Source organism: Streptomyces sp. NPDC043867 (assembly GCF_056435845.1).
On record NZ_JBWKDS010000002.1, the window covers coordinates 86142 to 99941 of the forward strand.

The 13800-nt window shown below is 73.1% G+C and carries 13 protein-coding genes and 1 pseudogene; 5 read left to right on the top strand and 9 right to left on the bottom strand.

The window, feature by feature from the left end; translation table 11 throughout:
• The first annotated feature begins 132 nt into the window (after positions 1-132).
• From AC069T_RS02370 to AC069T_RS02380, 3 genes and pseudogenes are all read left to right on the top strand, one after another.
• Positions 133-1299, top strand: a complete 1167-nt coding sequence (locus AC069T_RS02370) for a serine hydrolase domain-containing protein (protein WP_478780912.1) — start codon at positions 133-135, stop codon at positions 1297-1299.
• Positions 1300-1441: 142 nt separating this feature from the next.
• Positions 1442-1645 (top strand): annotated as a pseudogene (locus AC069T_RS02375) (GntR family transcriptional regulator); the annotation flags it as partial.
• 119 nt (positions 1646-1764) lie between these two features.
• Complete coding sequence (locus AC069T_RS02380; protein ID WP_478781122.1) at positions 1765-2541, top strand: alpha/beta fold hydrolase; 777 nt, start codon at positions 1765-1767, stop codon at positions 2539-2541.
• A 51-nt stretch (positions 2542-2592) separates the two neighbouring features.
• Here AC069T_RS02380 and AC069T_RS02385 read toward each other — a convergent pair whose 3' ends face one another.
• Together AC069T_RS02385 and AC069T_RS02390 are read right to left on the bottom strand one after the other, a co-directional pair.
• Positions 2593-3345: a class I SAM-dependent methyltransferase gene (locus AC069T_RS02385; protein WP_478780913.1), complete on the bottom strand. Its 753-nt coding sequence runs from the start codon at positions 3343-3345 to the stop codon at positions 2593-2595.
• A gap of 53 nt (positions 3346-3398) precedes the next feature.
• The gene (locus AC069T_RS02390) at positions 3399-4607 is read right to left on the bottom strand and encodes a cytochrome P450 family protein (RefSeq protein WP_478781123.1); all 1209 of its coding nucleotides are present in this window, start codon (positions 4605-4607) and stop codon (positions 3399-3401) included.
• A 450-nt stretch (positions 4608-5057) separates the two neighbouring features.
• On the opposite strand from AC069T_RS02390, the gene rho reads away from it, so the two are divergent.
• Together rho and AC069T_RS02400 are read left to right on the top strand one after the other, a co-directional pair.
• On the top strand, positions 5058-6224 hold the full coding sequence (gene rho / locus AC069T_RS02395; RefSeq protein WP_478780914.1) for a transcription termination factor Rho: 1167 nt from the start codon (positions 5058-5060) through the stop codon (positions 6222-6224).
• Between the two features lie 91 nt (positions 6225-6315).
• Entirely contained in the window at positions 6316-7503 is a 1188-nt protein-coding gene (locus AC069T_RS02400; RefSeq protein ID WP_478780915.1) for a D-alanyl-D-alanine carboxypeptidase family protein, read from the top strand.
• Between the two features lie 20 nt (positions 7504-7523).
• On the opposite strand, the gene AC069T_RS02405 is transcribed toward AC069T_RS02400, so the two are convergent.
• The 7 genes from AC069T_RS02405 to AC069T_RS02435 form a co-directional block, all read right to left on the bottom strand.
• On the bottom strand, positions 7524-8465 hold the full coding sequence (locus tag AC069T_RS02405) for a glutaminase (protein WP_478780916.1): 942 nt from the start codon (positions 8463-8465) through the stop codon (positions 7524-7526).
• Between the two features lie 80 nt (positions 8466-8545).
• On the bottom strand, positions 8546-9376 hold the full coding sequence (locus AC069T_RS02410; RefSeq protein WP_478780917.1) for an undecaprenyl-diphosphate phosphatase: 831 nt from the start codon (positions 9374-9376) through the stop codon (positions 8546-8548).
• A gap of 124 nt (positions 9377-9500) precedes the next feature.
• Positions 9501-9875 (bottom strand): fluoride efflux transporter CrcB, encoded by a 375-nt coding sequence (gene crcB / locus AC069T_RS02415; RefSeq protein ID WP_478780918.1) that lies wholly within the window; start codon positions 9873-9875, stop codon positions 9501-9503.
• A 73-nt stretch (positions 9876-9948) separates the two neighbouring features.
• Entirely contained in the window at positions 9949-10452 is a 504-nt protein-coding gene (gene crcB, locus AC069T_RS02420; protein WP_478780919.1) for a fluoride efflux transporter CrcB, read from the bottom strand.
• Between the two features lie 178 nt (positions 10453-10630).
• A complete protein-coding gene (locus AC069T_RS02425; RefSeq protein WP_478780920.1) occupies positions 10631-11611 on the bottom strand; it encodes an SMP-30/gluconolactonase/LRE family protein in 981 nt (326 codons plus the stop codon).
• A gap of 47 nt (positions 11612-11658) precedes the next feature.
• Positions 11659-11937, bottom strand: a complete 279-nt coding sequence (locus tag AC069T_RS02430) for an ArsR family transcriptional regulator (protein ID WP_478780921.1) — start codon at positions 11935-11937, stop codon at positions 11659-11661.
• Positions 11938-12112: 175 nt separating this feature from the next.
• Positions 12113-13681, bottom strand: a complete 1569-nt coding sequence (locus tag AC069T_RS02435; protein WP_478780922.1) for a glycoside hydrolase family 53 protein — start codon at positions 13679-13681, stop codon at positions 12113-12115.
• Positions 13682-13800 lie beyond the last annotated feature (119 nt).

Consider the following 13800-nt stretch of genomic DNA (forward strand, 5'->3'; position numbering starts at 1 on the left):
GGGGGGGGAGGGGGGGAGGGGAGGGGGGGGGGGTTGCTCCTGCTTCTTCTCCCCGTACACCGTCGCGCTGCATTTCGGCAAGACCAACCCCCTCCCCCCCCCCCCCCCCCCACGACGGACGACGGAGGTCCCATGTCCCCGCAAGTACCTCAGGTGCACGGTCACTGCGACCCGCGCTTCTCGGCGGTGCGCACGGCGTTCGAGGAGAACTTCCGCGCGCGCGAGGAGCTCGGCGCGGCGGTGGCCGTCGTCCTCGGCGGGGAGATTGTGGTGGACCTGTGGGGCGGCTGGGCCGATGCCGCCCGCACCCGCCCCTGGGAGAGCGAGACGCTGGTGAACGTGTGGTCGACGTCGAAGGGCCCGACCGCGCTGTGCGCGCACATCCTCGCCGACCGGGGGCTGCTCGACTTCGACGCGCCCGTGGCCGCGTACTGGCCGGAGTTCGCGGCGGCGGGCAAGGAGTCCGTGCTCGTACGGCATCTGCTGTCGCACCGGGCGGGACTGTCGGGGCTGCGGGAGCCGCACACCCTGGAGCAGCTCTGCGACTGGGAGCTGACGGTCGCGCGGCTCGCGGCGCAGGAGCCGTGGTGGGAGCCGGGGACGCGGTCCGGGTATCACGCGCTGACCTACGGGTTCCTGGTCGGAGAGGTGGTGCGGAGGGTCTCCGGGCTGCTGCCGGGGGCGTTCCTGGAACGGGAGGTGACGGGGCCGCTCGGGATCGACTTCACGATCGGACTGCCCGAGAAGGAGGCCGGGCGGGCGGCCGAGCTGGTGCATCCGCCGGCCGCGACGACGAGCGGACAGGCGGCGGTCTTCGCCGGGTTGGCGCCCGCGGCGCTGGCGGCGCTCGCCAACCCGCCCGTCGGTGCCGCCGAGGCCGGCACCGCGCAGTGGCGGGCGGCCGAGATTCCCGCGGCCAACGGTCACGGCACGGCGCGCGCGGTCGCCGCGCTGTACGGGATCTTCGCCGGACGGGGCTCGTACGGCTCCCGGCAGGTGCTGTCGGCGGGAGCGGCCGAGCGGGTGCGCGAGGGACAGGGCGGCTGCCGCGACCTGGTGCTGGGGGCGGGTTTCGCGCACGAGACGGAACTCGGCCTCGGGCTGTGGCTCAGTGGACCCAACGGCTCGTACGGGCCCAACCCCAGGGCTTTCGGACACGACGGCTTCGGGGGCTCCTGCGGTCTCGCGGACCCGGAGGCGGGTGTCTCATTGGGGTACGTGATGAACCGCATGGGCCCGCACATCGCCGACGACCCGCGCAAGACGACGCTGGTGGACGCTCTGTACGGCGCGCTATGAGGACGCCCGCGTCGCGAGGTGGTACGGGCTGAAATCGGCCGAACCGGCGGGTTGCTCTTCCCTAGTGGTTTAGACCAATGCTAATTGTGGTCGCGCAACGAGCCCGTACGGCTACACCTTGTCACCAACAGGAGGCGCGGACATGTCCCGCACCGTCCCCACGACCGACCACGAGCCCCGCTACCGGCGCATCGCGACGCAACTGCTCGACGAGCTGCGGGAGGGAAACATCCCGCCGGGCGAACGCCTGCCCGGGGAACGGGCTCTGGCCTCGCGGTTCGGCGTCAGCCGCGAGACCGTCCGCCAGGCCCTGCAGATGCTGCGCGGCAGCGGACTGGTCTCCACGGACCGGCGCGGCAGTCATGCCACGCTGCCCGGCACCACCGTCGAGCACGTGCCCTCCCTGGACTTCCCCCTCGGAGCGCAGACCACCGAAGCGTGCGCCGTGCACCGGACCAGCGTCACCTGGGAGGCTCCCCCGCCGGAGCACGCCCGGGCGCTCGGTCTCGCCCCGCAGCGGCCGACGCTGGTCCACCGCTACGAGTCGGCGGCCGCGGACGGGACCGGCCTGCGGACGGCCGTGACGTCCTTCTCCGCGGTCGCCCTCGCCGAGGTCGAGGAGCTCGCCCGCTACCGCGACCGCGCGGACGGCAGCGGGTCGGCGCACCTGCGGCGGGCCTACGACTGGATGCGCAGGGCGGGCCTGGCCCTGCACCACCGGGACTCCATCTCGCAGCTGCCCCGGTCGGTGCGCGTCACCCGGCGGGTGCACGACCAGTACGACCGGCCACTGGAGATCACGGACCTGGTCGTGGAGACCCAGCAGGACGCGCTCGTGTACGAGTTCACCCTGCCCGCGGCCGGGTGACATCCCGCGCCTCCCGGGCCGGGACTTACACGGAAGACGTACGCGGACACCGCAGAGGTGAGCGCCCCGGTCGTGGGTCCCGTGGACGCGCCTTCTGGCTGTGGAGCATGCAGGTCGGCGTGAAGGCCGCCTACGACTGCGTCAAGCAGTTCTCGGAGACGGACTTCACCGAGGACCTGGCGCGCATCGACGTACCGACGCTCGTCGCGCACGGCGACGACGACCAGATCGTGCCGATCGGCGCCGCCGGCCACAAGACGGCCAAGCTCGTCAAGGACGCCACCCTCAAGGTCTACCCGGGCGCCCCGCACGGCCTGGTGGGCGAGTACGAGAAGGCGTTCAACGCCGACCTGCTGGACTTCATCAAGAGCTGACGCGGGACCGGTGACGTCCTTCCCGGAGGACATCACCGCCGACGGGTGTGCTCAGCCGGGTGTCGTCGCGTCCGTGCGCGTCGCGACGACCATGCGGCAGCGCGGGCTGCCGTCGCGCCTGCGTCCGAACTCGGGCAGGGCGTGCAGTTCGACCGCGAAGCCCGCCCGCTCCAGCTCCCGCCGCACGTCACCCAGGCGGAAGGCCCGGTAGTACATCACGAACGGCGGGCGCCGGACGGCGTTGCGCACCCGCATCGCTGCGTCGAAGCCGAGCAGGGCCCAGTACCAGGGCGAGCTCGGCGGGGCCGGGGCGGCGACGGGGAACGCGAAGCGACCGCCCGGCCGCAGGACGGCGTGCACCCCGCGGAAGAGGCCCGGCAGCTCCCGCGGCAGGAAGTGCCCGAACGCCCCGAAGCTGACGACGAGATCGAAGACCGGCCCGAAGGGGAGGGCACGGGCGTCGCCGCGCACCCAGGAGACGCGCGGTGCGCCGGCCCTCGCAGGGCGCGGATGCCGGTCCCGCGCCACCGCCAGCATTCCCGCACTGATGTCGACACCGGTGGCGCTCCGGCCGCACAGCGCGCTCAGCACCGCCAGACCGGCGCCGGTGCCGCAGCACAGGTCGAGCCCGTGGCCGACGGGCCCGAGCCGGCCGAGCGCCCGTGCCACGGCGTCGAGGATCGCGTCGGGTGTCCGGAACGGGGTGTGGTCGAACTTCGGCGCGAGCAGGTCGTAGCCGTGCTCGACGGACGAGAGGGCCTGAACGGCCAGTTCGCGCAGGGTCGGACCCTCGGGAGTGAACATCGCGTGCAGCTTACGACGATCGGAGGGCGCCGGCACCGCGCGCACCGACGCATTCAGAGGCGTACGGGCAGTTCGCGCACGCTGTTGCCGACGAAACTGGAGGACCGCGGGAGTTCCTGTTCGGGCACGGCGAGGTCGAGGTCCGGGAAACGGGCGAACAGCCGTTCCAGGGCGATGGCCGCCTCCATCCGGGCCAGCGGGGCGCCGAGACAGTAGTGCGCCCCGTGCCCGAGGGAGAGATTCCGTACGGCATCGGGCCTGCGTGGCCGGGTCACGTCGAAACGGCCGGCGTCCGCCCCGTGCGCGGCCCGGTCACGCCCGGCGGCGGAGTAACCGGCGAGCACCGGCGTGCCCTTGGGGATGAGCGTGCCGTCGACCGTCAGATCCCGCACCGGATAGCGGAACGGGAAGTAGCTGACCGGCGCGTCCCAGCGCAGCGTCTCGTCGACCACGTCCGGCCAGCCCGCCGCACCGTCCCTGACCGCCGCCAGCTGATCCCGGTGACCGCACAGCGCGCGTACGGCGTTCGTGATGAGGTTCAGTGTGGTCTCGTGCCCGGCGATGATCATCAGCAGCAGGGTGCCGATGAGTTCCGGCCGGCTGAGCCGCCCGCCGTCCTCGTCCCGGGCGGCTGTCAGCGCGCTGGTCAGGTCGTCGCCCGGCTGCTCGGCCCGGGCCGCCGCCACGGCGCTCAGCACGTCCACCAGTTCACGGTTCGCGGCGACGGCCTCCTCGGGCCCGGTGTCCGTGGCCACCACCTTGTTCGACAGGTGGTGCAGCGTGTCGCGGAACTCGGCGTCGACGCCGAGGAGTTCGCCGATGACTCCCATCGGCAGCGGCAGCGCGAAGTGCCGCCGCAGATCGGCGACTCCGCCTCCCGCGTTCGCCGCCGCTTGCAGGTCGTCGAGCAGCCTGGCGGCCAACTCCTCAACCCTCGGCCGCAGTTCCTCGACCCTCCGGGGCGTGAACGCCTTGCTCACCAGCGCCCGGAGCCGCCGGTGGTCCTCGCCGTCGGCGGTCGTCATCCCCTGGACGGTGGCGAAGGTCAGCAGGGGCCAGCCGGCGGCGATCCGTCCCTCCTGGAGCGCGGTGAAGTGCCGGGGGCTCTTGGCCACGTCGGGATGGGCGAGGAACTCCTTCAGCACGTCATGCCCGAGCACGGCCATGCCCTCGACCCCGCCGGGCAGGACGACGTGCGCGACCGTGCCGCGCGCCAGCAGTCGCGCGTTGGCCGCGTGCGGGCAGCCGCCGGCCGGGTCCATGGTGTGCGGCACTCCGGGCGTGCTCTCCACCGGTTTCTCCTGACGGACATGGGGAGTCGGGCCGTACGGGGGCCGATTCTGCCCGCTCGTGGCGCGGCGCACCAGGTCGGTGAGGAACGGACGGACCACCCTCGTGCGGGCCGCCCGACCCGTCGCCGCCCGCACCGGACCGAGCCGCTCCCCCGCCCGCGCCGCACTGTGTGGTACCGTTCCATCAGCACTTGTGTACACCCCTTCTCGGGGTGCCGGTGCGGAATCCCTCTCCTCCAGCTGTAGCGCTCGTCCTCAGCGGACCGGCGGTCCCGGCTTCTCGGCAGCACCTCCCGCGCACGGACACGGACGTCTTCGTCGTCCTCATCCGTCCGCCGCACCCGTGGTGACGCCTTCCTGCCGCACGAGGCGTGAACAACGCCGCCTCTCCGGCTCTCCCCCTCCCCCTCTCGTGACCTGATGAATCCGTCCTGGAAAGGACCTCGCATGACCACCACACTCGAACACCCCCCGGTGCAGCAGCAGTTCCCGGCGCAGGCCCGCGGCATCCTCGACATCGCGCACAACGGGCAGGGGCACCTGCGCCGCGCGAGCTGCGAGGCCACCCCGTCCGACGTGCAGGTCCCCGCCGCGCTCATCCGCCGGCACGGACTGCGCACGGGCGACACCCTCGAAGGCGTACGCGGCGGAGCCCGCGCCCTCGCCGAGGTGCTGTCGGTCAACGGCCGCGACCCCCAGGAGCTGCGCCACCGCCCGCACTTCCGCGACCTCACCCCGCTGCACCCTCGCGAGCGGCTCCGCCTGGAACACCCGGCGAGCGGCCTGGCCGGACGCGTCGTCGACCTCCTGGCGCCCGTCGGCAAGGGCCAGCGCGGCCTGATCGTGGCGCCGCCCAGGACCGGCAAGACGGTGCTGCTCCAGCAGATCGCCGCGGCCGTCGCCGGCAACCACCCGGAGTGCCACCTCATGGTGGTGCTGCTCGACGAGCGGCCCGAGGAGGTCACCGACATGCGGCGCTCGGTACGCGGCGAGGTGTACGCCTCGACCTTCGACCGGACGCCCAAGCAGCACATCGCGCTCGCCGAACTCGTCGTCGAGCGGGCGAAGCGGCTCGTCGAGGCGGGACAGGACGTCGTCATCCTCCTGGACTCCCTCACCCGGCTGTGCCGGGCCCACAACAACGCGGCCGCCGCCGGTGGCCGCACCCTCAGCGGCGGCGTCGACGCGTCCGCGCTCCAGCGTCCCAAGCAGCTCTTCGGAGCCGCACGCCTGGCCGAGGAGGGCGGTTCCCTCACGATCCTCGCCACGGCCCTGGTCGAGACCGGTTCCCGCGCCGACGACTTCTTCTTCGAGGAGCTCAAGGGCACCGGCAACATGGAACTCCGCCTGGACAGGACACTCGCCTCCCGGCGCGTATTCCCGGCCGTCGACATCGTCCCTTCCGGCACCCGGCGCGAAGAACTCCTGCTGCCCGCACCCGAGTTGGCGGCCGTCCGAGGACTGCGCCGCGCCCTGCAGACGCGGGACGGCCAGGCGAACCTCGAAACCCTCCTGGAGCGGCTGCGCGCCACCCCGGGCAACGCTGCCTTCCTGCGCCAGGTCCAGCCGACACTGCCCGCGGCCTGACACCCGCCCACATGCGGCATCCGGGTGCTGGAACCCGGCGGCCCGGCCCTGACACCCCGGCGGACGGCGCAACCATTCCTACGTTGATCGTATGACCATCGGATTCTCAACCCGCATTGCCGTCTCGTGCTCCGTCGCCTGCGCGGTCGGCGTGCTGGCCGTCGCCCCGGGCCCGGCCGTCGCCCGCGCCGGGACGGACCCGGGGGCGGCGGGACCCGCGGCCTCGCCGTCGCCGTCGCTGTACCGCTCCGGAACCCAGGTCCTGCCCCTCGCCGGGGCCCCGGCGCTCCCCCAGGTCTCCGCGCTGTCGTGGGTGGTGGCGGACGCCCGCACGGGTGAGGTGCTCGCCGGGCACGACGCGCACCGCCCCCTGCCGCCCGCCAGCACCCTCAAGACCCTTTTCGCGCTCACCGTGCTGCCGGTCCTGCCCGGCGGCGTCGAACACACCGTCACGGAGGCCGAGCTGACGGGGATCGGCGACGGCAGCAGCCGGGTCGGGGTCGCCGAGGGACGCACCTACCGCGTCGCCGACCTGTGGCGCGGCGTCTTCCTGAACTCGGGCAACGACGCCGTGCACGTCCTGGCCTCCCTGAACGGCGGCTGGCGCGCCACCGCGGCCCAGATGCAGGCCAGGGCACGTGCCCTCGGCGCGCTCGACACCCGGGTCGTCTCCCCCGACGGTTACGACGCCCCCGGCCAGGTCTCGTCGGCGTACGACCTCGCCGTGTTCGGCCGGGCCGGGCTGCGCAACCCGGACTTCGCCCGGTACTGCGCCACCGTGCGGGCCAGCTTTCCCGCGGGCGGCTGGGCGTACGACATCCAGAACACCAACCGGCTGCTCACCGGCGCGGACGGCGTCGCACCGTACCCGGGCCTGATCGGGGTGAAGAACGGCTACACGAGCAACGCGGGCAGCACGCTCGTGGCCGCCGCGCGACGGGGCGGGCGCACGCTCGTCGTCACCGTGATGAACCCTCAGGCGGGCGGCTCCCTCGCCGTGTACGAGGAGGCCAGGTCGCTGCTCGACTGGGGCTTCGCCGCCGACGGCCGGGTCACCCCGGTCGGTTCCCTCGTGCCGTCACCGACCGCCACGGCCGTCGCGTCACCGCCCGCCCCGGCGACGGCGCAGGCCGGTCCCGCCGCGCCGCCTCCCCGCCCCTCCCCCCGGGGCGGCACCGGCTGGCCGGAGACGGGAGTGATCGCGGGCGCGGCCGCCGCGGGTGCCGGCGCGGTGGCGCTCGCCCTGCGGCTGCTGGGCGTCCGGATCACGCGCGGCTGACCCGGCGCCGGTGGCGGACTTCAGAACACCGACAGTCCCGTCAGCGTGGTGAAGCGGTCGAGGGCCGCGACCCCGGCCACCGAGTTGCCCCGTTCGTCGAGTCCCGGGCTCCACACGCACAGCGTGCACCGGCCCGGTACGACCGCGATGATGCCGCCGCCGACGCCGCTCTTGCCGGGCAGCCCGACACGGTAGGCGAAGTCCCCCGCCGCGTCGTACGTGCCGCAGGTCAGCATGACCGCGTTGACCTGCTTGGCCTGGCTGCGGGTCAGCAGCCGGGAGCCGTCGGCGCGCACCCCGTGGCGGGCCAGGAAACCGGTGGCCAGCGCGAGATCGGCGCAGGATGCCTCGACCGAGCACTGCCGGAAGTACTGCTCCAGCAGGACGGGCACCGCGTTGCCGATGTTCCCGTACGCCGCCATGAAGTGACCGAGCGCCGCGTTGCGGTCGCCGTGCGCGGCCTCGGAGGCGGCGACCTCCGCGTCGAAGGTGAGGTCCCGGTTGCCGCTCTCGGCCCGCAGGAACTCCAGCAGCGTGCCCGCCGCGTCACCGGTCTGGGTCTGAAGGCGGTCGGTGACGACGAGCGCGCCCGCGTTGATGAACGGATTGCGCGGGATGCCGTTCTCGTACTCCAGCTGCACCAGGGAGTTGAAGGGGTTGCCGGACGGTTCACGGCCCACGTGCTCCCAGAGCTCGTCGCCCTCCCGGGCCAGGTCCAGCGCCAGCGTGAAGACCTTGGTGATCGACTGCGCGGAGAACGGCTGCCGCCAGTCCCCCACGCCGTAGACCGTGCCGTCCAGTTCCGCGACGGCCATGCCGAACCGGCGCGGGTCGCAGGCGGCCAGCGCCGGGATGTAGTCGGCGGGCCGCCCGCGGCCGGGCCGCTGCGCGATCTCGGTGGCGATGCGTTCGAGCACCGGCTGGAAGGTGAGGGCGGACGAGGACACGGACATGATCGCCATTGTGCCGCGCGCCCGGCCCGGGGGCTCCCCCCGGACGGGCCCGCACCGGGCCCGGGCGGGACACCGGGCAGGCGCCGCTCTCAGAGCAGGCCCGCTCCCAGCAGGCCGAACAACAGCAGCCCGACGGCGATCCGGTAGATCACGAAGGCGTTGAAGGAGTGTTTGGCGACGTACTTCAGGAGCCAGGCGATGGAGCCGTACGCCACGACGAAGGAGACGGTCGTCCCGGCCGCCAGCGGTGCGGCGCCGACCCCCGTGCCCAGCGCGTCCTTGAGCTCGTACAGGCCGGCGCCGGTCAGCGCCGGGATGCCGAGGAAGAAGGAGAGCCGGGTGGCGGCGACCCGGTCGAGGTCCAGGAAGAGCGCGGTCGACATGGTGGCGCCGGAGCGCGAGAACCCGGGGAAGAGCAGGGCGAGGATCTGCGAGCTGCCGACCAGCATGGCGTCCTTGAAGGAGGTGTCGTCCTCGCCGCGCTTGTGCCGGCCCGTCCGGTCCGCGGCCCACATGACACCGCTGCCCGCGATCAGGGAGGCCGCGACCACCCACAGCGAGGCGAGCGGCCCCTCGATGAGCGGCTTGGCCGTCAGACCCACGATCACGATCGGCACGGTCGCGCAGATGACCCACCAGGCGAACTTGTAGTCGTGGGAGTGGCGCTTCTCGGGGTCGCGCAGGCCACGGCCCCAGGCGGAGACGATCCGGACGATGTCCTTGAAGAAGTACACGAGCACGGCGGCGATCGCGCCCACCTGGATGACCGCCGAGAACCCGACGACGGCGTCGTCGTCGACGGGGATCCCCATCAGCCCCTCGGTGATCTTGAGGTGGCCGGTCGAGGAGACGGGCAGGAATTCGGTCACCCCCTCGACGGCTCCGAGGACGACGGCCTGACCGACGCTGATGACACTCATGGGATCCGTTCTTCTCAGGGAGGCAGTGCGGCGGCCACAGTCTTACTACACCGACGTATGCGTCCCCGGCCAGGAGCGGGCACCGCGCGCATGCCTCCCCGGCCAGGAGCGGGCACCCCGCGGTCTAGGACCACCAGGCCTCCGCCAGGGCGGCCCCCGCGAAGGCGGCGCCCAGTCCCGTCACCACGCTCGCGACGACGTTGGCGGCCGCGTGCAGCCGGGCGCCGCCCTCGGCCAGCCGCAGCGTCTCGTAGGAGAAGGCCGAGTACGTGGTGAGCGCGCCGCACAGGCCCGTGCCGAGCAGCAGCTGGAGGTGCGAGGTCGCGGCGCCCGCGGCGGTGGCGCCGGTCAGCAGGCCGAGGATCAGACAGCCGGCGGTGTTCACCGTGAAGGTGCCCCAGGGGAAGAGCGTGTCGTGCCGGAACCGCAGGGCCCGGTCGGTCAGATGGCGCAGCGGGGCGCCGACCATGCCGCCGGCGATGACGAGCAGCCAGTTCACAACGACCTCTTACCTTTCCCACCCGTTCTGCCGGATTCGTCCCCTCGGTCCGCGTGCCGGGCGCGCGCGTTCGTCATCGGTGCCTCCCGGCCAGGGCGCGGCGCGTCGCCGTCACCGCGAGCCATACCGCCGCCAGCGCCGCACAGAGGGTCGCGGTGAGGTAGGCGAACCCGGTGGGGGCGCGGCCCGCGTCGACCAGGCGCTGGATGTCGACGGCGTACGTCGAGAAGGTGGTGAAGCCACCGAGGACCCCGGTGCCGAAGAAGGGCCGGACCAGCCGGCGGGCCGCCCACACGTCGGTGATCAGCGCCATGAGGACGCCGAACACCGCGCAGCCCGCGACGTTGACCCCGAACGTGGTCCACGGGAAGCCGCCGGTCTGCGCGGGCCACAGCAGCGACGCGCCGTACCGGGCGGCCGCGCCGATGCCGCCGCCGAGGGCGACCGCCGCCACGACCGGCCCCTCACCGCGCCAGAACGGGCCCCCGGGGGCGGGCAGCGCGTTCTCCGGACCGGCGAGGGCGGAAGGACCCCGGTTCGGGGGTGCGTCGGCCCGCTCGGGGTGCGGCACTGACATGGACGTACGACTCCTGCTCGCCGGGGCGCGGTCGGACCGGGTGCGCGGCATCGCGCTGTAGGGACCGTTGGCGGCGCCTGTGCCGCGGTTCGGGTACGGCGGGCCCCACCACCGCGCCGCGGACAGGGTCGCGGCCGGTGACCAGCGTAGCTCCGGCGGCGTCGCCGCCGCACTCGGGTCAGTCCGCGGCGGCGGGCGGTTCGCAGACGGCGAGGCCCTTCTCCCACAGGCTGCCCAGGACGAGCGAGCCGTCGGCCTCGCACACGCTGGTGACCATGCGGAAGCCTGCGTGGCGGCGCTCCAGGCGGTGCACGGTCCGGCCCTGGTCGTCGAAGGCCAGGACAGCGGCGAACCCGGCCGGACGGAAGGGGGCGCGTACCGCCGCCCGGGCCGCGGCGCGGCGCACGGCGGGGCCGCGCCGGTGCAGGAAGTCCAGGGCGGCGACGCGGGGGCCGGCCAGTGCCACCCAGATCAGGCCCCCGGGCGCGCGCCAGATGTTGTCCGGCTGCCCGGGGAGGTCGTCGGCGAAGGTCTCGCTCCGCCCGGCCCGCGGTCCGGTGAGCCGGTGGCGGGTGAGGCGGGCGGCCCCGGTCTCCGCGACGACCAGGAACGACTCGTCGGCCGCGGCCGCGAGGCCGTTGGCGAACTGGAGCCCCTCCAGGACGACTTCGGGTTCCGTGTCACCCGGCGCGAGGCGCAGCAGGCGTCCGGTTCCGGTGTGCTCGACGAGGTCGCCGATCCAGTGTTCGAGGGGGTGGTGCCGGCTGGAGACGGTGAAGTAGACGGTTCCGTCGGAGAGGGCGATCACGTTGCTGCAGAAGCGGAGGGTCTCGCCGGCCGCCGAGTCGGCGAGGACGCGCACGGTCCCGTCGCCGAGGCGGACCCGCAGCAGTCCTCGGCGCGCGTCGCACACCAACAGGTCGCCGTCCGGGAGAAGTTCGAGGCCCAGGGGTCTGCCGCCGGTCTCCGCGAGCACCTCGACGCGGGCGGGACCGGGACCGGTGAGGCCGTCGACGCGCAGGATGCGCCCGTCCTCGTCACCGGTCAGCACCCGGCCCCGGGGGTCGGCGACCACGTCCTCGGGGCCCCGGCCGCCGATCCCGACGTACCGTCGGGGGATGAGCGCGGCGGGGCGGCCGGTGCCGGGCGGGCGAGCCATGTACCTCTCCCTTTCGCCGTGGGGGCGGTTCCCGCGGCGGTGCGCGGCTACCAGCCCTTCTCGAAGAGGTGCTTGACCTCGGCGATGCGGTACTCGTCACGACGGTAGACGGTGTGTCCCCCGGTGCGCTCGGCGCGCAGCAGCCCGAGCCGGGCGAGGAGGTCCAGGTGCGCGCTCGCGACGGGAAGGCTCATGCCGAGCGCGGCGGCGACCGAGGTGGAGCTGACGCCGTCCGCGTCCCGGTCGCGCGGCGTCGCGGATCCGGCGGGATTCCTCATCCACTCCAGGATCTCCAGGCGGTCTTCACCGGCGGGCACCTTCAGCATCTCGTCCCCCTCCGTGGCTGGCTTCTCGGTCCACTGTCCCGCGTCCGGAGGTGACGTGCAGGGCCCTTGTGTCCTTTGCCGAGGGCCCGACGGGCAGAAACAGCCATCGGGACGTCGCGGCGGGCCCATGGCACCCCGAGGGCCCGGCTGCCCCGGCAGCCGGGCCCTCACACGCTCAGCGGTGACTGAACCACGACAAGGCCGGAAGTGCCTTGTCGTCGTAGTCGAACAGCGCCTGGTTCTCCCAGCCGTTCCCGGAGGCCGCGTCCGCGGGGTCCCAGCCGTTGCCGGTGACCGCGGTCCAGGTGGCCTCCCAGTAGAAGACACCGAGTCCGCGGCCGTTCGGGACGGCCTCCACGATGCTCGTCACGTCCCGCATCCAGGCGGTCTGCCCGGCCGGCGAGGCGGCATAGCCGGGGACCAGCTCACCGGTGGTGTCGATGATGTTGGTGAGCGAGTCGTCGCTGTCCAGACGGAACGGGTAGGCCGTCTCGGCGACGAAGACGGGCTTGCCGTAACGGGCCGCGGCGTCGTCCAGAGTGGTCTGGAAATCGGCGAACGAACCGTGCCAGTAGCCGTAGTACGACAGGCCGACGGCGTCGAAGTGCACGCCGTTCGCGACCGCGCTGTCGAACCACCAGCGGGTGCCCGCCAGGTCGCCGCCCTTGGCGAGGTGCAGGGCCACGACGGTCGACGAGGAGACCGCCTTGGCGGCGCTGTAGCCGGAGTTGAGCAGTCCGGCGAGCTGGGGCCAGTTGTCCGTCGAGCCCTCGGACCAGAGCATGCCGGCGTTGGTCTCGTTGCCGATCTGCACCATGTCGGCGGTGGTGCCCTGCGCCTTCAGGGCGTTGAGGACGTCGTACGTGTGGTTGTACACGTCCGTCTTGAGCCGGCTGTACGAGTGGCCCGACCACGCCGCCGGTTTGGTCTGGGCGCCGGGATCGGCCCAGGTGTCCGAGTAGTGGAAGTCGACCAGGAGCTTCATGCCCTGGGCCTTGACGCGCTTGGCGAGGGCGAGGACGCGCGTCTTGTCGTTGTAGCCGTCGGCCGGGTTCACCCAGACCTTGAGGCGGGCGTAGTTCATGCCGGCGGACTTGAGGAGGGCGAGCGCGTCGCCCTTCGTGCCTGAACCGCTCCTGTAGACACCGCCGAGGGCCTCGCTCTTGGCGAGTGAGGAGATGTCGGCGCCCTTGACCGGGACCGCGGTGGCGCCGGAGGTGAAGGTCAGGTCGTCGACATTGATCCAGTTGCCCGCGCCGGCGTCGGAGTTGACGCTGATCGTGCACTGGTTGTTCGTCACGGCGACGGAGGTGACGATCCGGATCCAGCCGCTGCTGGAGACGGGCAGGTCGGTGCGCTGCTCCGCGCTGCCGCAGCCCTTCAGCGCGAGGTAGGCCGCATTCTGGCCGCCGCCGGAGCGTGCCCAGGCGGTGAGGGTGTACTTCCCGTTGGTGAGGCCGGACAGGTACTGGTAGGTCTCGACCTTGTAGGCGGAGGACGACCAGTGGGTGAGGCGGTAACCGCCGCTGTGGCCGCCGGACTCGGTGAAGGAGGCGGCGTTCTGGCCGGCCGCGGAGTACGTCGACCAGCCGGTGGGTGTCGCCGTCCCGCTGCCGTTCGACTCGAAGCCGCCGTTGGTGAGGGTGGCGGCGGCGTGGGCCGGGGCGGCGGGGAGGGTGGTGAGGGCCAGACCCGCGAAGAGCGGTATCAGCAGGGTCCGTAGGGCGCGTCTCGCGTGGAACATCGTCGTCCCTTCGACGAAGGCGGGGAGACAGGGGGAGAGCGGTGCCGAGCCCGAAGGCCCGGACACGGCACCGCCGTGACCGGCCGGATGTCCCCCCGGAGTCCGGCCGGTGTCTGAGG

Excerpts from the sequence above, each read along its gene's own strand:
- AC069T_RS02370 (WP_478780912.1), top strand. The coding sequence starts at position 133 with ATGTCCCCGCAAGTACCTCAGGTGCACGGTCACTGCGACCCGCGCTTC.
- AC069T_RS02385 (WP_478780913.1), bottom strand. The coding sequence starts at position 3,345 with ATGTTCACTCCCGAGGGTCCGACCCTGCGCGAACTGGCCGTTCAGGCC.
- AC069T_RS02390 (WP_478781123.1), bottom strand. The coding sequence starts at position 4,607 with ATGGACCCGGCCGGCGGCTGCCCGCACGCGGCCAACGCGCGACTGCTG.
- rho (WP_478780914.1), top strand. The coding sequence starts at position 5,058 with ATGAATCCGTCCTGGAAAGGACCTCGCATGACCACCACACTCGAACAC.
- AC069T_RS02400 (WP_478780915.1), top strand. The coding sequence starts at position 6,316 with ATGACCATCGGATTCTCAACCCGCATTGCCGTCTCGTGCTCCGTCGCC.
- AC069T_RS02405 (WP_478780916.1), bottom strand. The coding sequence starts at position 8,465 with ATGGCGATCATGTCCGTGTCCTCGTCCGCCCTCACCTTCCAGCCGGTG.
- AC069T_RS02410 (WP_478780917.1), bottom strand. The coding sequence starts at position 9,376 with ATGAGTGTCATCAGCGTCGGTCAGGCCGTCGTCCTCGGAGCCGTCGAG.
- crcB (WP_478780919.1), bottom strand. The coding sequence starts at position 10,452 with ATGTCAGTGCCGCACCCCGAGCGGGCCGACGCACCCCCGAACCGGGGT.
- AC069T_RS02425 (WP_478780920.1), bottom strand. The coding sequence starts at position 11,611 with ATGGCTCGCCCGCCCGGCACCGGCCGCCCCGCCGCGCTCATCCCCCGA.
- AC069T_RS02430 (WP_478780921.1), bottom strand. The coding sequence starts at position 11,937 with ATGCTGAAGGTGCCCGCCGGTGAAGACCGCCTGGAGATCCTGGAGTGG.
- AC069T_RS02435 (WP_478780922.1), bottom strand. The coding sequence starts at position 13,681 with ATGTTCCACGCGAGACGCGCCCTACGGACCCTGCTGATACCGCTCTTC.